The sequence below is a fragment of the Nocardia exalbida NBRC 100660 genome (genome assembly GCF_000308575.1).
In the GTDB taxonomy this organism is placed as follows: domain Bacteria; phylum Actinomycetota; class Actinomycetes; order Mycobacteriales; family Mycobacteriaceae; genus Nocardia; species Nocardia exalbida.
On sequence record NZ_BAFZ01000048.1, the window covers coordinates 32,868 to 55,586 of the forward strand.

General features: G+C 68.2%; 20 protein-coding genes, 1 tRNA gene and 1 pseudogene. 15 read left to right on the top strand and 7 right to left on the bottom strand.

The annotated features are described in order from the left end of the window. Window positions 1-193 precede the first annotated feature (193 nt). The 3 genes from ON29_RS10645 to ON29_RS10655 form a co-directional block, all read right to left on the bottom strand. Window positions 194-706 (bottom strand): monooxygenase family protein, encoded by a 513-nt coding sequence (locus ON29_RS10645; RefSeq protein ID WP_040866093.1) that lies wholly within the window; start codon window positions 704-706, stop codon window positions 194-196. Between the two features lie 155 nt (window positions 707-861). Then, window positions 862-1,560: a hypothetical protein gene (locus ON29_RS10650; RefSeq protein WP_157172734.1), complete on the bottom strand. Its 699-nt coding sequence runs from the start codon at window positions 1,558-1,560 to the stop codon at window positions 862-864. 354 nt (window positions 1,561-1,914) lie between these two features. Beyond that, window positions 1,915-2,001: transfer RNA gene (locus ON29_RS10655), tRNA-Leu, on the bottom strand. A gap of 224 nt (window positions 2,002-2,225) precedes the next feature. Here ON29_RS10655 and ON29_RS10660 point away from each other — a divergent pair. The 9 genes and pseudogenes from ON29_RS10660 to ON29_RS10695 all read left to right on the top strand — a co-directional run bounded on the left by ON29_RS10660 (window position 2,226) and on the right by ON29_RS10695 (window position 13,963). Next, complete coding sequence (locus ON29_RS10660) at window positions 2,226-2,843, top strand: ANTAR domain-containing response regulator (protein ID WP_040866041.1); 618 nt, start codon at window positions 2,226-2,228, stop codon at window positions 2,841-2,843. 184 nt (window positions 2,844-3,027) lie between these two features. Continuing rightward, window positions 3,028-4,269 carry a branched-chain amino acid ABC transporter substrate-binding protein gene (locus tag ON29_RS10665; protein ID WP_373283863.1) on the top strand — a complete coding sequence of 414 codons (1,242 nt, stop codon included), beginning with the start codon at window positions 3,028-3,030 and terminating at the stop codon, window positions 4,267-4,269. Between the two features lie 94 nt (window positions 4,270-4,363). Continuing rightward, the gene (locus ON29_RS10670) at window positions 4,364-5,401 is read left to right on the top strand and encodes a branched-chain amino acid ABC transporter permease (RefSeq protein ID WP_040866042.1); all 1,038 of its coding nucleotides are present in this window, start codon (window positions 4,364-4,366) and stop codon (window positions 5,399-5,401) included. After that, the gene (locus ON29_RS10675) at window positions 5,398-6,816 is read left to right on the top strand and encodes a branched-chain amino acid ABC transporter permease (RefSeq protein ID WP_040866043.1); all 1,419 of its coding nucleotides are present in this window, start codon (window positions 5,398-5,400) and stop codon (window positions 6,814-6,816) included. The genes ON29_RS10670 and ON29_RS10675 overlap by 4 nt, the downstream gene beginning before the upstream one ends. Beyond that, window positions 6,813-7,769, top strand: a pseudogene (locus ON29_RS36955) (ABC transporter ATP-binding protein); the annotation flags it as partial. The gene ON29_RS10675 and the pseudogene ON29_RS36955, both read left to right, overlap by 4 nt. Before the next feature lie 165 nt (window positions 7,770-7,934). After that, window positions 7,935-8,630 carry an ABC transporter ATP-binding protein gene (locus tag ON29_RS36960; RefSeq protein ID WP_245548902.1) on the top strand — a complete coding sequence of 232 codons (696 nt, stop codon included), beginning with the start codon at window positions 7,935-7,937 and terminating at the stop codon, window positions 8,628-8,630. Between the two features lie 108 nt (window positions 8,631-8,738). Continuing rightward, the gene (locus ON29_RS10685; RefSeq protein WP_245548897.1) at window positions 8,739-10,415 is read left to right on the top strand and encodes a DUF885 domain-containing protein; all 1,677 of its coding nucleotides are present in this window, start codon (window positions 8,739-8,741) and stop codon (window positions 10,413-10,415) included. Window positions 10,416-10,488: 73 nt separating this feature from the next. Then, window positions 10,489-13,269 (top strand): DNA polymerase I, encoded by a 2,781-nt coding sequence (polA, locus tag ON29_RS10690; protein ID WP_051175073.1) that lies wholly within the window; start codon window positions 10,489-10,491, stop codon window positions 13,267-13,269. A 196-nt stretch (window positions 13,270-13,465) separates the two neighbouring features. After that, complete coding sequence (locus tag ON29_RS10695) at window positions 13,466-13,963, top strand: beta-class carbonic anhydrase (RefSeq protein ID WP_040866045.1); 498 nt, start codon at window positions 13,466-13,468, stop codon at window positions 13,961-13,963. 69 nt (window positions 13,964-14,032) lie between these two features. On the opposite strand, the gene ON29_RS10700 is transcribed toward ON29_RS10695, so the two are convergent. Next, window positions 14,033-14,347: a DUF6191 domain-containing protein gene (locus ON29_RS10700; RefSeq protein WP_040866046.1), complete on the bottom strand. Its 315-nt coding sequence runs from the start codon at window positions 14,345-14,347 to the stop codon at window positions 14,033-14,035. 427 nt (window positions 14,348-14,774) lie between these two features. Between ON29_RS10700 and ON29_RS10705 the strand changes: the two genes are divergently transcribed. Continuing rightward, on the top strand, window positions 14,775-15,212 hold the full coding sequence (locus ON29_RS10705) for an alpha-isopropylmalate synthase regulatory domain-containing protein (protein ID WP_040866047.1): 438 nt from the start codon (window positions 14,775-14,777) through the stop codon (window positions 15,210-15,212). Between the two features lie 165 nt (window positions 15,213-15,377). Here the strand turns inward: ON29_RS10705 and trxA are convergent, their stop codons facing one another. Both trxA and ON29_RS10715 read right to left on the bottom strand, forming a co-directional pair. After that, entirely contained in the window at window positions 15,378-15,749 is a 372-nt protein-coding gene (gene trxA / locus ON29_RS10710; RefSeq protein WP_040866048.1) for a thioredoxin, read from the bottom strand. A gap of 47 nt (window positions 15,750-15,796) precedes the next feature. Further along, window positions 15,797-16,327, bottom strand: coding sequence for a 2'-5' RNA ligase family protein (locus tag ON29_RS10715; protein WP_040866049.1), 531 nt, complete (start codon window positions 16,325-16,327; stop codon window positions 15,797-15,799). A 78-nt stretch (window positions 16,328-16,405) separates the two neighbouring features. Here ON29_RS10715 and ON29_RS10720 point away from each other — a divergent pair, with 78 nt between their 5' ends. The 4 genes from ON29_RS10720 (at window position 16,406) to ON29_RS10735 (ending at window position 20,404) form a co-directional block, all read left to right on the top strand. Further along, complete coding sequence (locus ON29_RS10720) at window positions 16,406-17,500, top strand: isocitrate/isopropylmalate dehydrogenase family protein (RefSeq protein ID WP_051175074.1); 1,095 nt, start codon at window positions 16,406-16,408, stop codon at window positions 17,498-17,500. A gap of 292 nt (window positions 17,501-17,792) precedes the next feature. Next, window positions 17,793-18,656, top strand: coding sequence for an ABC transporter substrate-binding protein (locus ON29_RS10725; RefSeq protein ID WP_245548903.1), 864 nt, complete (start codon window positions 17,793-17,795; stop codon window positions 18,654-18,656). 3 nt (window positions 18,657-18,659) lie between these two features. Further along, the gene (locus ON29_RS10730) at window positions 18,660-19,619 is read left to right on the top strand and encodes an amino acid ABC transporter permease (protein ID WP_040866051.1); all 960 of its coding nucleotides are present in this window, start codon (window positions 18,660-18,662) and stop codon (window positions 19,617-19,619) included. Window positions 19,620-19,651: 32 nt separating this feature from the next. Continuing rightward, complete coding sequence (locus ON29_RS10735; RefSeq protein WP_040866098.1) at window positions 19,652-20,404, top strand: amino acid ABC transporter ATP-binding protein; 753 nt, start codon at window positions 19,652-19,654, stop codon at window positions 20,402-20,404. A 6-nt stretch (window positions 20,405-20,410) separates the two neighbouring features. Here ON29_RS10735 and ON29_RS10740 read toward each other — a convergent pair whose 3' ends face one another. After that, on the bottom strand, window positions 20,411-21,310 hold the full coding sequence (locus ON29_RS10740) for a LysR family transcriptional regulator (protein WP_040866052.1): 900 nt from the start codon (window positions 21,308-21,310) through the stop codon (window positions 20,411-20,413). 71 nt (window positions 21,311-21,381) lie between these two features. Here ON29_RS10740 and ON29_RS10745 point away from each other — a divergent pair, with 71 nt between their 5' ends. Next, window positions 21,382-22,716: an FAD-binding oxidoreductase gene (locus ON29_RS10745; protein ID WP_040866053.1), complete on the top strand. Its 1,335-nt coding sequence runs from the start codon at window positions 21,382-21,384 to the stop codon at window positions 22,714-22,716. Window positions 22,717-22,719 lie beyond the last annotated feature (3 nt).

Genomic DNA, 22,719 nt, shown 5'->3' on the forward strand with positions numbered 1-22,719 from the left:
TCCCACATGTGGGAACAACATATTCATCTGCCCGTAGCGTGCCGTACACGAAGCACGCCGCTTTCGGCCACCGGCCTGCGACGTGCGTCACTCCGAAGAGCGGTGCGGTGCGATTCTATTCATGGCTGTACCCGGGGCTCACGCGCTCAAACGCTGCTTTGTGATTTCCTTGTGATATGACAGCTCGCGCGGACTACTCGGATTCGCCGCTGTAGTAGATGGATTCGGGCACGACCGGTTCGACCTCGGACGGACTGCCCTCGACTCGGCCGCGGGTGGAGAACCGGTGGCCACGTGAGGCGACGACGGGCGCGAACCGCGCCAGTCCCGTCGCCGGGTCCATGTCGTCGTACATCGCGTCTATGCCGCCGCGGGCGAAGTATGCCTCGTGCCAGAACCCGGTGCCCCCGGAGTCGCGCAGGAACTTCTGCCACCAGTCCCGGTGTGGCGCCGTCCGGGTCCACGCTTCGAGGCTGTCCAGATCGCGCCAGTACTGGCGCGCGCCCCAGTGCGGCGGGAACAGCGCCCACACGACGTCTTCGTGCAGCAACAACCCGTCCGGGCGATCTTTGTGCGAGCGATAGAGTTTGGGCCCCAACCCGAGCAGCCGCAGCATCCCCCTCGGCCGCCGCACCCGCATGCCGATGTAGATGACCACCAGATCCGGATACCCGGACAGATCCACGGTGGTCCTGTTCACTCGCATCGCATACCTCACCGCCTGGCCGCCTATGCCGCCACATGGACAACGATCCATCAACCGTATCGGTTCGATGAAGACGGAACTCCGGTTACTCGTGACCGCGCCGCCGCATCCTCGAGGAATCGAGGGAACCGGCTGCTGCCGAAGCATCACCTATTTCAGCGGCGGACTCCACCCGGATCCGGCATCGGCGGCGGGTACCACCCGGCCGGGGGGCTCGGCGGCCGCTGATGCACAGGAGGTAGAGGCTGCATCGGAGTACGGGGCCGCCCCCCGCGCTCGCCACTTCTGTTCGAGGAGGCCAGTTTCCGATGACGATCGTAGGACAGAGCCGCCCACCTGAAGAAGAAGGCCGGGACCAGACCGGTGAGAATTCCGATGACGAGAACGCCGAGCAAGGTGCCCACAACATTTTCGTACGGCGGAAATCCGGCAGCGATAACACCTAGCGCGAAAACCGAGACCATCCAGGCGAATATGATGTAGTAAAGCCCCCGCAGTATTCTTCCGCCCGTCGTGTCGATGCTGCCGATCAACCACATCTCACTGACCTTGTTGTGCTGGCGAGCCGTCTGCGGCTGGTGGATCGACTGCGCTTGGAGGAGTGATTCCAACGCTGTGGATATTATCGACTCCGCTTTTCTCGAGAATTCGGGGGAATCGCTGCCGTTGGCACCCTTGATCGATTCCCATATTTGTACGGCAGCGAGCTGGTCATGAGCCGAGCTGACCAACTTGTTTCGGCGTGCCTCCAGGTCACGAGCCGCCCGGCGCTGCTCCGATATGCCTATCGCGGCTACCAGGCCGGCCGTTATGGGACCTGCCAGAATTGCGACTGTTACTTCCGTCCCATCCATCCGACAATTCCTCTCCCGCGTGGGGTGAGTCGATGACGACTTGGCCGCAAACTCTGAGCAAATTCTAGCACCGCGGATGTCGCCGGCTGAAGTCTCGAAGCGTGCGGAAGGGCAGTCGTGTGTTGCCGGGTTGTGTTCCGCAAAAGGTCGCGCGGGGCGCTCCGGCGTGCCGGAACGGCTTCCATTTCTCGGAGCGAGGAATCGGTCTGCCGTCGATGCGCCGGGAGCGGTGCGAGCCGACGCTCGTGGACGCCATGCGCTGCCGCCGGGTGGGTTCCGGCCACTGGCGCCGGTGCCGGGATCGGTGAGGTGATCGCTCTGCGCGAGGCGCAGCGCGGAGCCTGCGTACCCCCGTGGTGCCGAGTGTGGGACTCGAACCCACACGTCCTTTCGGACAACGGTTTTTGAGACCGTCGCGTCTGCCAGTTCCGCCAACTCGGCGCACCGGGTGGCAACTATAGCGGGTCGGGTGGCGTGAGCGCGAATGGGTTGTCCTCCGCGGCGCGAGGGCACGGTTTGCGCAGGGTATATGCGTTCTATGTCGAAGTGAAAGGTACTCTTTACATCACTCGACAGCCCGATGGATGGCCGATGGTCGCCCGGTGCGAGCGCGGCTTTCTTTCGGTTGGGTCGGGACAGGGCATCGGAACCAGAGGGGTCTACCTATGAGCACAGCAGCTGGGGGCACCGGCACCAAGCGGGACGCCGGCGCGAAGCGGGTCGTCGTCGCCGAAGACGAGGCGCTCATTCGCATGGATCTGGTCGAGATGCTGACCGAAGAGGGCTATCAGGTGGTCGGCGAGGCGGGTGACGGCCAGCAGGCGGTGGATCTCGCGGTGGAGCACCGGCCGGATCTGGTCATCATGGATGTGAAGATGCCGCGCCGCGACGGCATCGACGCGGCGGCCGAGATCGCGTCGAAACGCGTTGCCCCGGTGGTCATCCTGACCGCGTTCAGTCAGCGCGATCTGGTGGAGCGGGCGCGCGACGCGGGCGCGATGGCCTACCTGGTGAAGCCGTTCACGAAATCGGATCTGGTGCCCGCCATCGAATTGGCGGCCAGCCGCTTCCACGAGATCACCGCGCTGGAGAGCGAGGTCGCGAATCTCGCCGAGCGGCTGGAGACGCGCAAGCTGGTCGAGCGCGCCAAGGGTGTTCTGATGCAGACGCAGGGCCTTTCGGAGCCGCAGGCGTTCAAGTGGATTCAGCGCACCGCAATGGACCGCCGCACCACGATGAAGGCGGTCGCGGAGGTCGTCTTGGAGAACCTGACGCCGAAGTGACCGTGCGCGCGGCGGGAGAATTTACGCAGTCGAAACGTCGCGGTGAAGAAGAATGCGAAACGATGTCGCGCGCATGATCCGAATGTGATGCGGAACTAACGTACCGACGCTATGTTCTGACCGGGCTGATGTCTCGGCCTCCTCGGCGACCCCGGGGGAGCACAGAACTTAGATGAGGTGAAACGTGCTTAGTTCGACATGGCGCAGTCGCTCGACGCGAGCTGTTCTGGCCGTCGGCGCCGCCGCCGCGCTGGTGCTGACCGGTTGTAGCGACAAATCCACCAGCAGCGGTTCGGATTCCTCGGGCACCAACGGCGCGGGCGGTCTGTCCATCCAGCCGCTTCTCCAGGTCGACCAGCAGGGCAAGGAAGTGCCGAAGGCGGACGCGGCCGCGGCGGCCGATCCCGCGGGCGACGGCAAGGCGACCTGCGCGCCCGGTACGGCCATCGCGATGGCGGGTGCGCTGACCGGCCCCGACGCCGCGCTGGGCATCAACATCGTCAACGGCGTCAAGCTCGCCCTGGACAAGCACAACAAGGCCAACCCGGGCTGCAAGATCGAGCTGAAGCAGTTCGACACCGAAGGTGACCCGCAGAAGGCCACCCAGGTGATCCCGCAGATCGTCAACGACCGCTCGATCATCGGGCTGGTCGGTCCCGCCTTCTCCGGCGAGACGAAGGCGACCGGCAAGATTCTCAGCGATGCGGGCCTGGTCTCGGTCACCTCGTCGGCGACCAACGCCACGCTGACCCAGAACGGTTGGACCACCTTCTTCCGCGGTCTCGCCAACGACGACGTGCAAGGTCCCTCGGTGGCGAAGTACCTGGTCAACGGTGCGGGCTACAAGAAGGTCTGCGTCATCCAGGACAACACCGACTACGGCACCGGCCTGGCGAAGTCGATCACCGAGGGCCTCGGCGCCGCCGCCGACCCGGCGTGCGCCGCCAGCATCAAGAAGGGTGACAAGGACTTCTCCGCGACGGTCACCAAGGTGGCGGCCGCGAATCCCGACGCCATCTTCTACTCCGGCTACTACTCCGAGGGCGCGCCGCTGGCCCAGCAGTTGAAGTCCGGTGGGGTGAAGGCGGTCTTCGTCTCCGCCGACGGCACCAACGACCCGCAATTCGTCGCCCAGGCGGGCAGCGCCGCCAAGGGCGCGAAGCTGTCGTGCCCGTGCGGTCCCGCCCCGGAGAAGTTCGCCCAGGACTACCAGGCGCTCAACGGCCAGGCGCCCGGTGTCTACTCCGTCGAGGCGTACGACCTGACCACGATCCTGGCCAAGGGCATCGACGGCGGTAAGGTCACCCGCCCGGACCTGCTCGACTATGTACGGACGTACGACGGTGCCGGCCTCGCGCGTCAGTACAAGTGGAACCCGAACGGCGAGCTGACGAACGCGCTGATCTGGGTGTACGAGGTCAAGTAGTCCCGGATCCCGGGCGAACGGCACGTACGGGGGTTCATCCGAATCCCCGTACGTGCCGTTGTTCGGTGGGCGAAAGGATGAGGGGCAGAAATCAATGAAACAAACGCTATCGGCCGGTGGGATTCAACTCGCTGCCGGTTCGATCGACTTCAACTACGAGGGGTTGGTCGACAGTTTCTGGCGACTGACCGTCGACGGCGTGACATACGGCGCCATCTATGCGTTGGTCGCCGTGGGCTACACCTTGGTGTACGGCGTATTGCGGCTGATCAATTTCGCCCATTCGGAAATTTTCATGCTCGGGCTGTTCGGGCAATTGGTCGGTTTGATGATCTTCGGATTCGTCGCGAGTCCGGACGTTTACACCCAGGGCGTGGTGCTCACCGTCGTCTATCTGGGCTTGGCGATGATCGTGGGCATGCTGGTCTCCGGCGGCGCGGCCGTCGGATTGGAGCGGGTGGCCTACCGGCCCCTGCGCAAACGCGGCGCGAAACCGCTGGCCTTCCTGATCACGGCGATCGGCATGTCGTTCGTGCTGCAGGAGCTGGTGCACTTCGTGTTGCCCAAGCTGCGCCCCGATCTCGGTGGCACCAACGCTCAGCAGCCGATCCGGCTGGTCGAGCCGACCATTCAGTTCAGTTTCGGCGGTGCGGACGTCACCAACATCATGCTGCTGATCGTCGCGGCGGCGGTGGTGCTGGCGATCGCCACCGAGGTGCTGATCAACCGGACGAAGTTCGGCCGCGGCATCCGGGCCGTGGCCCAGGACCCGAACACCGCGACGCTGATGGGCGTCTCGCGCGAACGGGTGATCATGCTGACCTTCCTCATCGGCGGCGTGCTCGCGGGCGCGGCGGCGATGCTGTTCACGCTGAAGATCCCGAACGGGATCATCTACTCCGGCGGGTTCGTCCTCGGCATCAAGGCGTTCAGCGCCGCGGTGCTCGGCGGTATCGGCAATCTGCGCGGTGCGCTGCTCGGCGGCCTGCTGCTCGGTGTGGTGGAGCAATACGGCCAGATCCTCTTCGGCACCGAGTGGCGCGACGTCGTCGCGTTCGTGGTGCTGGTCCTGGTGCTGATGGTTCGCCCGACCGGCATCCTCGGCGAGAGTCTCGGAAGGGCGCGCGCATGACCGACACGACCAAGACGGCATCGGCGCCGGACACCGCGCGCCGCGGCCTCGGCGATGCGATCCGCACCTGGTGGGACGGCCTGAGCAGGCCCGCGCAGTGGGGCGTCGGCGTCCCGATCCTTCTGCTGCTCGCGCTGCTGCCGCTGTTCCCGCCGCCGCTGCTGAACACCCCCTCCTACAACTTCGGCCTGGTGATGGCGCAGGTCGCGATGTACGCGCTGCTGGCCATCGGCCTCAATGTGGTGGTCGGGCAGGCGGGTCTGCTCGACCTGGGCTACGTCGGTTTCTACGCCGTCGGCGCCTACACCGTCGGCCTGCTCACCAGCCCCAACAGTCCGTGGAACCAGACCGACGGCGGCTGGCTCGATCCGAAGTGGGCATGGCTGGCCTGCCTGCCGATCGCGGTGGCGGTGACCGCGGTATCCGGCCTGATCCTCGGTTCGCCGACGCTGCGGCTGCGCGGCGACTATCTGGCGATCGTGACCCTCGGCTTCGGTGAGATCGTGCGCCTGCTCGCCGAGAACCTCACCGAGATCACCAACGGCAGCCTCGGCCTGTCGGGTGTGGCCTACCCGCACGTGGGCGAATCCGCGAGCAAACCGGAGGGCGTGTTCTCCGGCGGCAACAGCGGCGACCCCGACAGCGTCAACCTTCTCGACCGCGCCAGCTACGGCACCTACTGGTATTGGTTCGGCATGGCGCTGGTGGTCGTGGTGCTGCTGGTGGTCGGCAACCTGGAGCGCAGCCGGGTCGGCCGCGCCTGGGTGGCCATCCGCGAGGACGAGGACGCGGCCGAGATCATGGGCGTGCCGACGTTCAAGTTCAAGCTGTGGGCCTTCATGATCGGCGCCGCGGTGGGCGGCATGTCCGGCGCGATCTACGCCGGCCAGGTGCAGTTCATCAACCCCACCGGCTTCAACATCATCAACTCGATGCTGTTCCTGTGCGCGGTGGTCATCGGCGGGCAGGGCAACAAACTCGGAGTGATCTTCGGCGCGTTCGTCATCGCCTACCTGCCCGCGCGGCTGCAGTCGGTGAACCTGGTCAGCAATGAGTCGACCGGGTATGTCCTGCTGGCGATCGATGTCGCGGTGTTCGTCGCGCTGATCGTCGCCTGGCGGTTGTGGGCCGGCAGGCTGGGCGTCTGGCCACGGCGCGGCGTGATCACCGGCATGGTGGTGACCGGCGTGCTGGCGCTGCTGTTGCTCGGCAGCGTGCTGCTGTTCCGCAAGGGCGGCGCGCAGTCACTGGGCGACCTCAAATATCTGTACTTCGGTATCGCGTTGGTGGTGATGATGATCTTGCGTCCGCAGGGGCTGTTCCCGGTGCGCCAGAAGCTGCTCACCTACGGCAGGCAGGTGTACCTGGCCGTGCGCAGACCGGTCGCCGCCGAGCCGATCGGAGCGGGACGATGACCGGGCCGGGCGCGGGCGACGCGCTGTTCGACAACGAGGACATGGCCGCGGGCTACGTGGCCGAACCGCAGCCGGAATCGGCGGGCACGGTCGACGTCACCCAGGTGATCCCGGACCTCGCCGACGCCGAGACCGTCGCGGAAGTCGTCGCGCCGCATCGCGATATCGAGACCGCGGTGGGTGAGCCGCTGCTGCGCACCGAGGGCCTGACGGTGCGGTTCGGCGGTCTCACCGCCCTGGACCAAGTGAGTTTCGAGATCCGCCGCGGCGAGATCCTCGGTCTCATCGGGCCCAACGGCGCGGGCAAGACCACCTGCTTCAACGCGATCACCGGTGTCTACCAGCCCGCCTCCGGGCTGGTGTACTTCGACGGCAAGCCCCTGACCAAGACCAAGCGCAACGCGATCACCCGCCTCGGCATCGCGCGCACGTTCCAGAACGTGCGGCTCTTCGGCGAGATGACCGCCTTGGAGAACGTCGTGGTCGGCACCGATGCACGGCACCGGACCTCGGTGCCCGGCGCGGTGTTCCGCACGCCGCGGCATCGGCGTGAGGAACGCGACGCCATCGAGCGCGGAATGGCGCTGCTGGAGTTCGTCGGCATCGCCCCGCGCGCGGTGGAGAAGGCGCGCAATCTGTCCTACGGCGACCAGCGTCGCCTGGAGATCGCCCGCGCGCTGGCCACCGAGCCGAAACTGCTGTGCCTGGACGAGCCCGCGGCCGGGTTCAATCCGAGTGAGAAGTCCGCGCTCATGGATCTGATCCGCAAGATCCGCGACGACGGGTTCACCGTGCTGCTGATCGAGCACGACATGCGGCTGGTCATGGGCGTGACCGACCGGATCGTGGTGCTCGAGTTCGGCCGCAAGATCGCCGACGGGCTGCCCGCCGACATCCGGGACAACCCCGCCGTGATCGCCGCCTACCTCGGCGTGCCGGATACCGAGGTGAGTGAATCGAGTTCTCCCGCAACGGAAGACGGCGAGAACGTATCGCCGTCGGATGCGGAGCCCGCAGCGGTGCCGCTCGGCAGGACGGCGGTCACCGAGCCGGTGCCAGAGGCGACGCGCGAGCCCGCGGGCGCCGGTCGGGGAGCCCCGCTGCTCGAAGTCGAGGACATGGTCGTCAACTACGGCAGGATCCAGGCGCTGCACGGGATCTCACTGAGCGTCGCCGAGGGCGAGCTGGTCACCCTGCTCGGCGCCAACGGCGCGGGCAAGACGACGTCGATGCGCGCGATGTCCGGGCTGCTGCCGCTGACCCGCGGCCGGATCATGTTCGAGGGCCGCGACATCACCCGGATGAAGGCGCACGAGCGGGTGACGCACGGGCTGATCCAGGCGCCGGAGGGCCGGGGCGTGTTCCCCGGTATGACGGTGCAGGAGAACCTCGACATGGGGTGCTATGGAAGGGGTTTCAAGCAGAAGGCCGAGTACGACCGGACGCTGGAGTGGGTGTTCGAACTGTTTCCCCGGCTGCTCGAGCGGCGCAAGCAGGTGGGCGGCACGCTCTCCGGTGGTGAACAGCAGATGCTCGCCATCGCTCGCGCGCTGATGGCACGGCCGCGGCTGCTGCTGCTCGACGAGCCGTCGATGGGCCTGGCGCCCATGGTGATCCAGCAGATCTTCCGGATCATCAGCGAGATCAACCAGCAGGGCACCACGGTGCTGCTGGTGGAGCAGAACGCCCAGCAGGCGCTGGCCCGCAGCGACCGCGCCTACATCATGGAGACCGGTGAGGTCACCAAAACCGGTCGCGGCGCGGAACTGCTCACCGATCCCGCCGTGAAATCGGCGTATCTGGGCGTGGGTTAGGCGCCCGCCTCGCCGTGCGCGGGCCCGGGACGTGTCATGCGTGCCCGGTGCCCGGCAGGCGCGCCGACTCCGGTGCCACGCGGGCCGGCTCGAGGCATGATCGTGACCATGGATGGTCACGACGAGCTGATGAGCCTGGCCGAGCGGTATTGGGACAGTGTGCTCGAGGCGGCGCCGAGCGAGGCTACCTTGCTCGGCGACCGCCGCTTCGACGATCGGATCGAGGATCTGTCCGTCGACGCGGAGCAGCGGTTGCTGTCGACCTGGCGCGATCTGCTGCGCGCGGTCGACACGCTCGACGCGGAGCCGTTGAGCCCGACCGACCGCATCACTCGCAGCCTGCTGCGCACCGAGTTGAGCGGCGCGGTCGAGCATCTGGAATGGCGGCCGGTGGAGATGGCCTCCGACCAGATGAACGGCGTGCACGCGGGCGTGCTGATGGTGGCGCCGCAGACGAACGCGCCGCGGCCCGAGCACGCGCTGGCACTGGTGCGGCGCTACCGGCAGTTCGGTGACATGCTCGGCCAGGCCGTGGAACGGTTCCGGGCGGGCCTGGCCGCCGGACGAGCGCCCGCGCGGATCACCATCGAGCGTTCGCTCAACCAGCTGGACGGCTACCTGGATTCCGACATCGCCGCCGACCCGTTCGTCACCTTCGCGGGACCGGAGGGCTGGGACGGCGAGGCCGCGTGGCGCTCCGAAATGGCCGACGTGACGCGGGATGTCATCCGGCCCGCGTTCCAGGTCTACCGCGACGCGCTGTACGACGAGCTGCTGCCCGCCGCCCGTCCCGACGACCGGCCCGGCCTGGGCTGGCTCGGCGCCGACGGCGAGGACATCTACCAGCGACTGCTGCGCCACCACACGACGCTGCCCGATCTGGGCGCCGACGAGATCCACGACCTCGGGCTCACCGAGCTGGCGAAGCTGCGCGAGGAGTACGCGACGGTGGGCGCGCGGCTGTTCGGCACCGGCGATCTCGGCGAGATCTTCGCCCGCCTGCGTGACGATCCCGCGCTGTGCTACGACGACGCGGAGCAGATCATGTTCGACGCCCGCCGTGCGCTGGCCATGGCGGGCACCGAGATGGGGAACTGGTTCGGGCGCCTGCCGAAGGAGTCCTGCGACATCGTCCCGGTGCCGGAATTCCTGGCCGCGGATTCGCCCGCGGCGTACTACTTCCCGCCCGCCGCCGACGGTTCCCGGCCCGGCACGTATTTCGTCAACCAGCACCATCCCACCGGCCGCGGCCGCTACGAGACCGCGTCGGTGGCCTACCACGAGGCGATCCCCGGCCATCACCTGCAACTCACCATCGCCAACGAACTCGACCATCTGCCACGCTTCCAGCGCCAGTCCTTCGCCAACACCGCTTTCGTCGAAGGATGGGCGCTCTACACCGAGCGGCTGGCCGACGAAATGGGTTTGTACGAGGACGATCTGGGCCGGCTCGGCATGCTGGCCGGAGACTCGTGGCGCTCCTGCCGTCTGGTGGTCGACACCGGCTTGCACGCGAAGGGGTGGAGCAGGCAGCAGGCCATCGACTTCATGGTGGCCAACGCGCCGGTCGGACTGGCCGAGATCACCGTCGAGGTGGACCGCTACATCGCCATGCCGGGACAGGCGGTCGCCTACAAGGTCGGCCAGCTGGAGATCCTGCGCCAGCGGGTGGCGGCCACCGAGCGGCTCGGCGCGGACTTCGACATCAAGGCATTCCACGACGTGGTGCTCGGCTCCGGATCGGTGAGCCTGCCGGTGCTGCGAGAACTGGTCGCCACGCTGTGACGGCCGCGGGGCGCGATCGACACGCGTCCCGTGAGCCGGAAGTCCGGCGCCGGGCGCACCTGGGTGTCGGCGTATGGCCTTGTCGGTGCCGGTCCCTAGACTCTGGGGCGTGAGTTCACCCACGACCGCTCCGCGTCCCGCCCCCGCGTCCGGCTCCGGCGATCCCGGCTCGGGAGACCGGCCGACGTTGCTGTTGCTGGACGGGCATTCGATCGCCTATCGCGCGTTCTTCGCGCTACCGGCGGAGAACTTCAAGACGGTCACCGGGCAGACCACGAACGCGGTCTACGGCTTCACCGCGATGCTGATCAACCTGCTGCGCGACGAGAAGCCCACGCACGTGGCCGCGGCGTTCGACGTCTCGCGCCAGACCTTCCGCGCCGAGGCGTACCCGGAGTACAAGGCCAATCGCAGCGCCACCCCGGACGAGTTCCGCGGCCAGGTGGAACTCACCAAGGACGTGCTGGGCGCCCTGGGCATCCCGGTGATGGCGATCGAGGGCTTCGAGGCCGACGACCTCATCGCCACGCTCACCACGCAGGCGACGGCCGCGGGTTTCCGCGTGTTGATCGTCACCGGCGATCGGGATTCCATCCAGTTGGTGAACGAGAACGTCACGGTGCTGTACCCGCGCAAAGGCGTCTCCGACCTGACCCGGTTCACCCCGGACGAGGTGATGGCGAAATACGGCCTCACGCCCAACCAGTACCCCGATTACGCGGCGCTGCGCGGCGACCCGAGCGACAATCTGCCCGGCATTCCGGGCGTGGGGGAGAAGACCGCCGCCAAGTGGATCCGCGAGTACGGCGACCTGAACACTTTGGTCGAGAAGGTCGATCAGGTGAAGGGCAAGGTCGGTGACGCGCTGCGGGCGAACCTGAGCAGCGTGGTGCTCAACCGGCAGCTCACCGAGCTGATGCGGGACGTGCCGCTGCCGTACACCCCCGACCAGCTGGCGCAGGGGCCGTGGGACCGCGAGAAGATCCATCAGCTGTTCGACGACCTCGAATTCCGCGTGCTGCGCGACCGGCTGTTCGAGACGCTGGCGCCGCCGGAGCCGGAGGCGGAGGCGGGTTTCGAGATCAGCGGCGGCGCGCTGGAGATCGGCGCGGTCGCGGACTGGCTCGGCGAGCACGCGAAAGCCGGTGTGCGTCACGGTGTCTCGATTCTCGGCACGGGCTCCCCGGCCGGTGGTGACGTCCGCGCGCTGGCCATCGCGGCGGGTGACGGCGAGAGCGGTTACATCGACGTCACCGTGCTCACCCCCGAGGACGAGGCCGCGCTGGGCGCCTGGCTCGCCGACCCGGCGGTGCCGAAGGCGCTGCACGAGGCCAAGGCCGCCGTGCACGCGCTGCGCGGCCGCGGCTGGACCCTCGGCGGGCTGGCCAGCGACACCGCGCTGGCGGCGTATCTGGTCCGCCCGGGCCAGCGCACGTTCAACCTCGACGACCTGTCGCTGCGCTACCTGCACCGGGAGTTGCGCGCCGAGACCGGCGAGACCGCGCAGCTGTCGCTGCTCGACGAAGAAGACGCCGTCGACGCCGAGCTGGCGCGGGCGCAGATGCTGCGCGCGCGTGCCGTCGCGGACCTGGCCGACGCGCTCGACGGGGAACTGGCCCAGATCGAGGCCACCCCGCTGCTGGCGGAGATGGAACTGCCGCTGCTGGGCGTGCTGTCCACCTTGGAAGAGGCGGGCATCGCGGTGGACACCGACCAGCTCGCGACGCTGCAGCGGCAATTCGCCGACCGGGTGGCCGAGGCGGCCGAGGCGGCCTACGAGGTGATCGGCAAGCAGATCAACCTCGGCTCGCCCAAGCAGTTGCAGGTGGTGCTGTTCGACGAGCTGGACATGCCGAAGACCAAGCGCACCAAGACCGGCTACACCACCGACGCGGACGCGCTGGAGTCGCTGTACGAGAAGACCCAGCACCCGTTCCTGGAGCATCTGCTCACGCACCGCGACGCCACCCGCCTCAAGGTCACCGTCGACGGCCTGCTCAAATGCGTCGCCGACGACGGCCGCATCCACACCACGTTCAATCAGACGATCGCGGCCACCGGGCGACTGTCCTCGACCGAACCGAACCTGCAGAACATCCCGATCCGCACCGACACCGGCAGGCAGATCCGCGACACCTTCGTGGTCGGCTCCGGCTACCAGTCGCTGATGACCGCCGACTACAGCCAGATCGAGATGCGGATCATGGCGCACCTGTCCGGCGACGAGGGGCTGATCGAGGCCTTCAACTCCGGTGAGGACCTGCACACCTTCGTGGCGTCCAAAGCGTTCGACATCCCGATCTCCGAAGTGAGTCCGGAACTGCGCCGCCGGATCAAGGCGATGTCCTACGGCCTGGCCTACGGGTTGAGTTCCTACGGCCTGTCCGCGCAGCTGAAGATCAGCACGACCGAGGCGAAGGAGCAGATGGAGGTCTACTTCGCCCGCTTCGGCCGCATCCGCGACTACCTCTACGAGGTGGTGGAGCAGGCGCGCAAGGTCGGCTACACCGAGACGCTGTTCGGCCGCCGCCGCTACCTGCCCGATCTGGACTCCAGCAACCGGCAGCGCCGGGAATCGGCCGAGCGGATGGCGCTCAACGCCCCGATCCAGGGCACCGCGGCCGACATCATCAAGGTGGCGATGATCAACGTGCACCGGGCGATGCGCGCGGCGGGGCTGCGCTCCAGGATGCTGTTGCAGATCCACGACGAACTGCTGTTCGAGGTCGCCGACGGGGAACGAGAGACGCTCGAGGCGCTGGCACGCGAGCAGATGTCCGCCGCCATCGCCCTTTCCGTGCCGCTGGAGGTATCGGTCGGCGTCGGCCACAGCTGGGACTCCGCCGCGCACTGACCGGCGCGGCGCAGCAGGACATGCCGGGCCCGACCGCAGGGGCCCGGCATCCGGCATCCGGAGAGCTATCATCGGGCCGCCGCGTGCAAGTAAACGAATCACGGTGAACGGGACGGATGTCCCGTGCCGCGCGGTCACCTACCGTGGGGCTGGTCGTACCGAGGGATTCACGCATACCGAGCGCAGGGGATGGCCCATGACTGTCACCGATGAGTACCTGGAGAACAACGCGGCCTACGCGAGCACCTTCCGGGGCCCGCTGCCGCTACCGCCCTCGAAGGGCGCGGCCGTGGTCGCGTGCATGGACGCGCGGCTGAACGTCTACGGCGCGCTCGGCCTCGCCGAGGGCGAGGCGCACGTCATCCGTAACGCGGGCGGGGTGATCACCTCCGACGAGATCCGCTCGCTGGCGATCAGCCAGCGACTGCTCGGGACCAGGGAGATCATCCTGATCCACCACACCGATTGCGGCATGCTCACCTTCACCGACGACGACTTCAAGGCGAGCATCCAGGAGGAGACCGGCATCAAGCCGGAGTGGTCGGCGGAGTCGTTCTCCGACCTGGAAACCGATGTGCGCCAATCGATCGCGCGCATCGTCGCCAGCCCGTTCGTGCCGCACAAGGACTCGATCCGCGGTTTCGTGTTCGACGTGGCCACCGGCAAACTGAACGAGGTCCTTGCTCGCCGGTAAGCCGAATTTCCCGCTATGCCAGTGAGATCCGGGTGAGATTCCCCGGATCTCACTGTGTTCCGGCGTGTTTCACGAGAGCTGGTGCGGAACGAGGCGCGCCGAACCCGCTGTGAGGTCTACGTCGTCGCGCGGCGGCGCGCCGTCGGAGGGGTCCTCCCGGTGCATCAGCGTCGTCAGGCGCTGCTCGAACTCGTGGTGTTTGCCGCCCTGGAAGACTGCCGTGACCTCCTCGAAGCCCGCGGCCGCCACGGGGCGGCCGGACCGCGCGCGAGTCCAGGGCAGTGCTCGGCTGCCGGTGAGCCTGTTCCAGGCCACTTCGGCGAAGGCCAGGAGGATGAGCAGCACCGCCAGGCCCGGAATGGTCATGGCCACGAGGAGACCCATGTCACCGACGCTACCCCCGGTACCGGCCGCAACGTCCTGAAGTGCAGGAATGGTACTCGTCAGTAGACAAATCGGGCATCGGATGTGGTTGCTATTGCGCCGCGATGTCCCTATCCTCGATGCCGTGCCGAATCCCGCCGACCGCCGCAGTGCAGCGCTCACCGTCGCAGACCGCGACAGCGCTCTGCTTTCGGCGTCGCTCATCGGGTCCTCCGTGGCTGCGCAGGCTACCGCCTCCGAGTCCGAGGTTCGCGCCGAGCTACTTCCGCTCACCGCGACGGTGGCGCCGCGTCCCCGAGTTCTCGTAGTAGCCCGCCGTAGCGGGGTCTGATCCGGGCCGGCCCCCTCGCTGCGGGCTTTTCCACTTGTTAGTGCTGGTCCCCTCTGTCAACTGAGCCACGACATTCTTCGGGAAGACCTACTTTCAATGACCATCCTGACTCTTGATACAGACCTGTTCCACGCCGCCGCTCCCAAGGCCCTACGTGCCGAAGCGGCCGGGCTGACCTCGGCGGAGTTCCACAGCCGCTACTGTGCGCACGGCGGTCCGATCCGCCTCGGGGAATGGTCGCCCGCCGGCGCAAGGACCGCGGAGTTCACCGCCACGCTGGAGTTCGCCGGCCATCTGCGGACCGTCATCGCCACCGGCAGCCCCGTCGCGGCGATGACCTCGGCCCTCTACGAGGAGGGCTATCCCGTGGAGATCCTGCAATTCCACCAGCGGCGCACCGCGGAGGGCACCGCCACGTTCGTGCAGTGCGAATACAACGGCAGGCGCGGCTGGGGCGCGGCGATCGCGGACGACGGCGCCGAGTCGACGGTCCGCGCCATGATCGCGGGCGTCAACCTGCTCGGCGTGTCCTGAGATCCGGTGTCCGGGCGCGGGGCGGCAGCACGTCGCCCCGCGCCCGGACGCTGACCGGTGGCCGGACGTGGAGCGAGCCCGGATACGGACTGCCGCTTTCGCGTGTCCGTACCCGGGCCCGAATCAATACCGTTGCGGCGCAAGGCCTGTCGCGCCGCGTGGTCGCTACTCGGCGGCCTGCTGCTGCTCGGCGATCTGCTTGCGCACCTCGTCCATGTCCAGCGCCTTGACCTGGCTCACCAGATCCTCGAGCGCCGCGGGCGGCAGTGCGCCGGGCTGCGCGAACACCAGCACGCCCTCCCGGAAAGCCATGATCGTCGGAATGGAGCGGATGTTAGCGGCCGCCGCGAGGCCCTGCTCGGATTCGGTGTCGACCTTTCCGTGCACCACGTCGGGGTGCTTGGCGGAGGAGGCCTCGAAAGTCGGTGCGAAACTCTTGCACGGACCGCACCAATCGGCCCAGAAATCGACGAGTACCACGTCGTTTCCGGTGACTACCTCGTCGAAGTTCTGCTGGGTCAGCGTCTGGGTGGCCATGACGTCCTCTCGTTTCGGTGTGCCTGCTACAACGCGGGCTGCTCCGGTTATCTTCCACGGCGGATCCGGCCGACCGGCCACTCGCGCCGCTGATCCCCGTCCCATCGACGGATACCCAGCACGGTCGCCGGAAAATCCCGGTCCCTGGCGACGGCGTGGATCGCCTCGCCGAGTTGGTGCGGCGGCACCCGCCTGGCCAGGGTGATGTGCGGGGTCCACGCGTCCGGTTGCACATTCGCAGGCACGCCGGGGCACGGGGAGATCGTGTGGAAGATCCGGCGGTGCAGGGTGAGCAGCGCCTCGGTCGGCACCACCAGCCGCACCAGGATGCAACGGCGCGCACCGAAGACCACCACGCCACCGAGCCGTACCGGGATCGGCGCGAAGATCTGCTCGTCGAGCGCCTGCTCGATGCGCGGCCAGATCTGCTTCGCCACCGCGGCGGTGATGTGCGGACGATTGGACTCGTCGGTGCGCGCGGCGAGACTCCGCACACCGGCCTCCGCGAGCAGTTGCCACTGCCTGCGGATCTCGGCGTCGGCGGCCTCGTCGAGGAGTAGTTCGACCGACTGCACCATGGTCCCCGAAGGTAACCGCACTCGGCGTGTCCGCGGGCCGCTTCGGGCAGCCGGGCGCGTCGGCGGGAGGATGTTGCGGTGAACGACGCGAACCAACCCCGCCGGAACCGGGCGCTGCGGCTCGGCCTGATCGATGGCGACGGTATCGGCCCCGAAGTGGTGCGAGCGGCCGGGCAGGTGGTCGACGAGGCGCTGGCCGCCGCGGGCGCCCCGCCGGTCGAATGGGTGCCGCTGCTGATGGGGCACCGCGCCATCGACGAGTTCGGCACCCCGCTGCCCGAGCAGACGCTCGAGGAGTTGGCCGGGGTGGACGCGTGGATTCTCGGCCCGCACGACAACGCGTCCTATCCGGCCGAACATCGCGTCGCGCCCGGCGGCCTGATCCGCAAGCATTTCGGCCTCTACGCCAATATCCGTCCCGCGCGTGCCTTCGCCGGTGTGCACGCCGCGGCGCCGGACATCGACCTGGTGATCGTGCGGGAGAACAGCGAAGGGTTCTACGCCGACCGCAACATGTTCGCCGGGTCGGGGGAGTTCCGGCCGACGCCGGATGTCGCGATGTCGGTGGGGCTGGTGACCCGTGCGGCCTGCGAGCGGATCGCGCACGAGGCGTTCCGGCTGGCCGCGACACGGCGCAAGCGGGTGACCATCGTGCACAAGGCCAATGTCCTGCCGTTGACGATGGGGCTGTTCCGCGACGTCTGCCTCGAGGTCGGCCGGGCGTACCCGGGGATCGAGGTGGACGACGAACACGTCGACGCGGCGGCCGCGCACCTGGTCCGAGCCGCCGCCGACTACGACGTACTGGTCACCGAGAACCTGTTCGGTGACATCCTGTCCGACCTGGCCGGGGAATTGAGCGGATCGCTCGGGCTGGCCGCGTCGCTGAACTGTTCGGCCACCACGGCGATGGCCCAGGCGGTGCACGGCGCGGCGCCGTCGCTGGCCGGGCACAACCGGGCGAACCCGGCGGCGCTGCAGTTGTCGTCGGCGATGCTGTTGCGCTGGCTGGCGACCCGGGACGCCGAGGTGACCTTGGCGCGCGCGGGCGAGCGGATCGAGCGGGCCGTGGCCGCGACCTTCGAGGCGGGCATCGCCACCGCCGACCTCGGGGGGCTGGCCTCCACCAGTGAGTTCACCGAGCAGGTGTGCGCCAGGGTGCACCGCCGGTAGCCGGAGCCGGTCATTCGTACGCCGTCGGCGTTCGCTCGCCCGGGGCGCCGCACGGCCCGCGCCCGGTCCTGAATTCGCAGGTCAGCGACCGGGAGGGTAGGGTGTGCCGCCGGTGAACCGGCATCGGACGGCGCGCCCGGTCGTGTTGCTGTTGCATTACTGTCCAGCGCGGAGCGCCCTGGTCGCTTAGATTGCCAAACGGGTGGTAACGCCCGGGTTTCGTGGAGCCGAAATGTGGAGGGCTGTTGTGTCTGATCGTTCGTTTCTCGGCAGGCGCGCCCTGCGAGCCACCATGGGTGCGCTCGCCGCGGGTGCGTTGGTACTGACGGGCTGTACTACGAACACCGAGGACACCGGACCCTCGGCGGCCAAGGTGCAGGTGGACAAGGTCGACGAGATCGCCGCGCAACTCCCCGACAAGATCAAGCAGTCCGGCAAGCTCGCCATCGGCGTGAACATCCCCTACCAGCCGAACGAGTACAAGGACGCCAGCGGCCGGATCGTCGGCTTCGACGTGGACCTGATGGACGCGGTCGCCTCCGTGCTCGGCGTCGAGGCCGAATACGTCGAGTCGGCCTTCGAGAAGATCATCCCCTCGATCCAGGCCGGAACCTACGACGTGGGCATGTCGTCGATCACCGACTCCAGGGAGCGCGAGCAGCAGGTCGACTTCACCACCTACTTCAACGCGGGCGTCCAGTGGGCCCAGCAGAAGGGCAAGCCGGTCGACCCGGAGAACGCCTGCGGCAAGAAGGTCGCCGTGCAGGCCACCACGGTGGAGCACACCGACGAGGTGCCCGCCAAGAGCGCCAAGTGCGTCGCCGAGGGCAAACCCGCCATCGACATCAAGCCGTTCGACGAGCAGAGCGCCGCGACCAACGCGCTGGTGCTCGGCCAGGTCGACGCCATGTCGGCCGACTCACCGGTGACGGCGTACGCGATCAAGCAGAGCGGCGGCAAGATCGAGAACGCGGGCCCGGTGTTCGACTCCGCGCCCTACGGCTGGGCGGTGCCCAAGGGCGCGCCGCTGGCCGCCGTGCTGCAGAAGGCGGTCCAGCACCTGATCGACACCGGCAAGTACCTCGAGATCACGAAGAACTGGGGCGTCCAGGAAGGCGCCATCACCAAGTCCGTCGTCAACGGCGCTGTGAGCTGATCGATGGCGGACGACGACACTCGGCCGGCGCCCGGCGATCCCGGGCCCGGCGGAGCGGATCAGGCGCGGGAGCCGGAGCCGATCAAAGCGGTTCCGCTGCGCAGGCCGGGGCGCTGGATAGCGGCGGCGGTCATCCTCGTCTTGGTGGCGCTGTTCGTCTACGGCGCCGCGACGAACCCGGCCTATCGCTGGGATACCTACGGGAAATACCTGTTCGACACCCGGATCACCGCGGGCGCCATCGTGACGCTGGAGCTGACCGTGTGCGCGATGGCGATCGCGGTCGCGCTCGGGACGACACTCGCCGTCATGCGGCTGTCACCGAATCCGGTGTTGCGGAGCACGGCGTGGGTGTATCTCTGGATCTTCCGCGGCACCCCGGTGTTCGTGCAGCTGGTGTTCTGGGGGTTGGTCCCCTCGCTGTACCGGCAGATCCACCTGGGCGTTCCGTTCGGGCCGCAGTTCTTCGAGTTCGACGTGCAGCACCTGCAGGCCGCGTTCGCCTTCGCGGTGCTCGGCCTCGGTCTCAACGAAGCCGCCTACATGGCCGAAATCGTCCGGGCCGGAATCAATTCCGTCGGTGAGGGGCAGCGGGAGGCGTCGTTCGCGCTCGGCATGTCCTGGAGCCAGACCATGCGCCGCACGGTGCTGCCGCAGGCCATGCGCGTGATCATCCCGCCGACCGGCAACGAGCTCATCGGCATGCTGAAGACCACCTCGCTGGTCACCGGCATCCCGCTGAGCACCGATCTGTTCGGCCGGGCGCGCGACATCTACGGCGTGAACTTCCAGCCCATCCCGCTGCTGCTGGTCGCCGCCACCTGGTACTTGGCCATCACGAGTGTGCTCATGGTCGGGCAGTACTACTTGGAGCGCTACTACTCGCGCGGCGTCTCCCGCAGGTTGACCGGCAAGCAGCTGCAGGAACTCGCCGACGCTCAGCAGGTGGAGAAGGCGAAATGAGCGTGAATGTCGAGAAGACCACCGCTGCTCCGATGATCGTCGCGGACCGGGTCTGCAAGAACTTCGGCGCGCTACAGGTACTCAAGGGCGTTTCCCTCGAAGTGGGCCGCGGCGAGGTGATGTGCCTGATCGGTCCGTCCGGCTCGGGCAAGTCCACCTTCCTGCGCTGCATCAATCACCTGGAACAGGTGAACGCGGGCCGGCTCTACGTCGACGGCGAGATCGTGGGCTACCGGGAGAAGAACGGCAGGCTCTACGAGATGCACCCGCGCGACGCGGCCAAGCAGCGCCGCGAGATCGGCATGGTGTTCCAGCACTTCAACCTGTTCCCGCACCGGACCGCGCTGGAGAACGTCATCGAGGCGCCCACCCAGGTGAAGAAACAGCGCAAGGCGGACGCGGTGACCAGGGCGAGGGAACTGCTGGACCGGGTCGGCCTGGCGGACAAGGCGAACGCCTACCCGGCTCAGCTGTCCGGCGGTCAGCAGCAGCGCGTGGCGATCGCCCGTGCGCTGGCCATGGACCCCAAGCTCATGCTGTTCGACGAGCCGACCTCCGCGCTGGATCCGGAGCTGGTCGGGGAGGTCCTCACGGTCATGCGGGAACTGGCTCGCTCGGGCATGACGATGGTCGTGGTGACCCACGAGATGGGCTTCGCGCGGGAGGTCGCCGATCAGTTGGTCTTCATGGACGGCGGGGTGGTCGTGGAGGCGGGAGCGCCCAGGGAGCTGCTGGCCGATCCGCGGCAGGAGCGCACCAAGGCGTTCCTTTCGCGCCTGCTCTGAGCCGACTCACGCGTCGGCGCGCAGGGCGATGCGCAGCTGCCCGAGCAGGACTTTGGCCGCCGGGCTCGCGGGACGGTCGGTGCGCCAGGCCAGCGCCAGGCGCCCGCGCAGTTCCGGCTCGGCGATGCGGGCGGTCCGCACCCCGAAAGCCGCGGCCTCCTCGGCGGTGAGTTCGGGTACGACGGCGACGCCGAGTCCGCGTGCGGCGAGGCGCAGCAGCAGGGCGGGCGCCGCCGCCTCGTAGGCAATGCCGGGCTCGAATCCGGCTGCCGCGCAGGCTCGCTCGAAGACGCCGCGAATGCCGGTGCCCGGCGTGAGGCAGATCAGCGGGCGATCCCGCAGCGCGGTGAGCGCGACCTCATCGCCAAAGCCGGGATCCGCCGCGGCCACCGCGGCCACCACCGCCGTCTCCAGCACCACTTCGATGCCGATGGCCGGATCGAGTTCCGTGCCGGTCATCCCGACCAGGGCCATATCCAGCTCACCGCGGCCGAGCGCGGCGAGCATCCGCTCGGAGGTGTCCTCGGTCAGGCTGATGCCGATCTGCGGGTGGTCGTGGTGGAAATCGGCGAGCACGGCGGCGACGTCGAATTCCTCGACCGCTGCCCCGGAGATCAGCCCGACCCGGACCTGACCCCATAGCAAGCCGGTGAACTCCTCCGTCGTGTGGGTGATCCGCTCGGTGGCGGCCAGCGCCGCCCGCGCGTGCGGCAGGACGGCGGCGCCGACCTCGGTCGGAGTCACCGTGCGACCGCCACGGTCCAGCAGTGGGTGGCCGAGTTCGCGCTCCAATTGCCGGATCTGCGCGCTGAGCCCCGGCTGGGCCAAGTGCAGCCGAGCAGCCGCGCGAGTGAAGCTCGCCTCCTGGACGACGGTGACGAAGTAGCGCAGCTGCCGCAATTCCATAAGCAACCATTATAGGAACAAGAAGAACTATCTGTTTTACTTCTTGCAGCTCGTGCAGCAGGGTCGGTGTCATGGGAAACAACATCTTCACCGGCCCGGTCTTCCGTCCGGGCGACGGGGGCTATGACGCGGAGATCGCCGGGTTCCAGACCGCCTACACGCACCGGCCCGGGTTGATCGTCGGCGCCGTGCACGCCGAAGACGTACGCGCCGCCGTGGAGTACGCCGCGCGCCGCGAGCTGCCGATCGCCGTGCAGGCCACCGGCCACGGTCTGTCCGTCGCCACGGACGGCGGCGTGCTGATCAGCACGCGGCGGATGACCGGCATCCGGATCGATCCGGCCCGCCGGACCGCGCGGGTCGGCGCGGGGGTGCGCGCGGGCGCGCTGGTCGACGCCGCGGCCGAGCACGGGCTCGCGCCGTTGAACGGTTCGTCGCCGTCGGTAGGTGTGGTGGGCTACCTGCTCGGCGGGGGAGTCGGGCTGCTCGCGCGGCAGTTCGGGTACGCGGCCGAGCACGTGCGGACGATCGAGCTGGTCACCGCCGACGGCCGGGTGCGCACGCTGACACCGGACGACGAGCTGTTCGGCGCCGTCCTCGGCAGCGGAGGCAACTTCGGCGTGGTCACGGCGCTGGAGGTCGGGCTGGTCCCCGTCACGACGGTGTACGGCGGACAGCTCGTGTTCGACACGCCGCTGGTCGAGCGGGCGCTGGAGGCGTGGCGGCGCTGGACGGCGACCGTGCCGGAAGAACTGACCTCGACGGTGAGCATGCTCGCCTTCCCGGACATTCCGCAGGTCCCCGCACCGATGCGCGGGCGGTACGTCGCCTCGATCCGCATCGCGTACAGCGGTCTCGCCGAGGAAGGCGAGCGTCTGGTCGCACCGCTGCGGGCGGTGGGGGAACGACTGAAGGACGACCTGCGCGCGATGCCGTACACCGAGTCGCACACCATTCACAGCGACCCCGACCAGCCGCATGCCTACGCCGCCACCAACGCACTGCTCGGCGAGTTCACCGAGGAGACGGCCGCGGCGTTGCTCGAGGTCTCGGGACCGGAATCCGGCGCCGGAGCGGTTGTCGACGTCCGTCACCTCGGTGGCGCGCTGGCTCGTGCGGGCGACGCCGGAATCGCGGTGGACCATCGCGAAGCCGCCTACATCGTGCGGATCATCACCGGCCCGGAGGGCGCCGCGGCCCGAGGCGGCATCCGTGCCGCGCTGACGCCGTGGACGCAGGGACACAGCCTCAATTTCCTCTACGGCGCGGGCGCCGACGCGGACGAGGCGCAGACCCGCGCGGGCTATCGGCCGGACACCTACGCCCGGCTGGCCGCGCTCAAGGCCCGGCACGATCCGCGCAACCTGTTCCGCTTCAACCGCAACATCCGGCCGCACGCAGGGTGATCT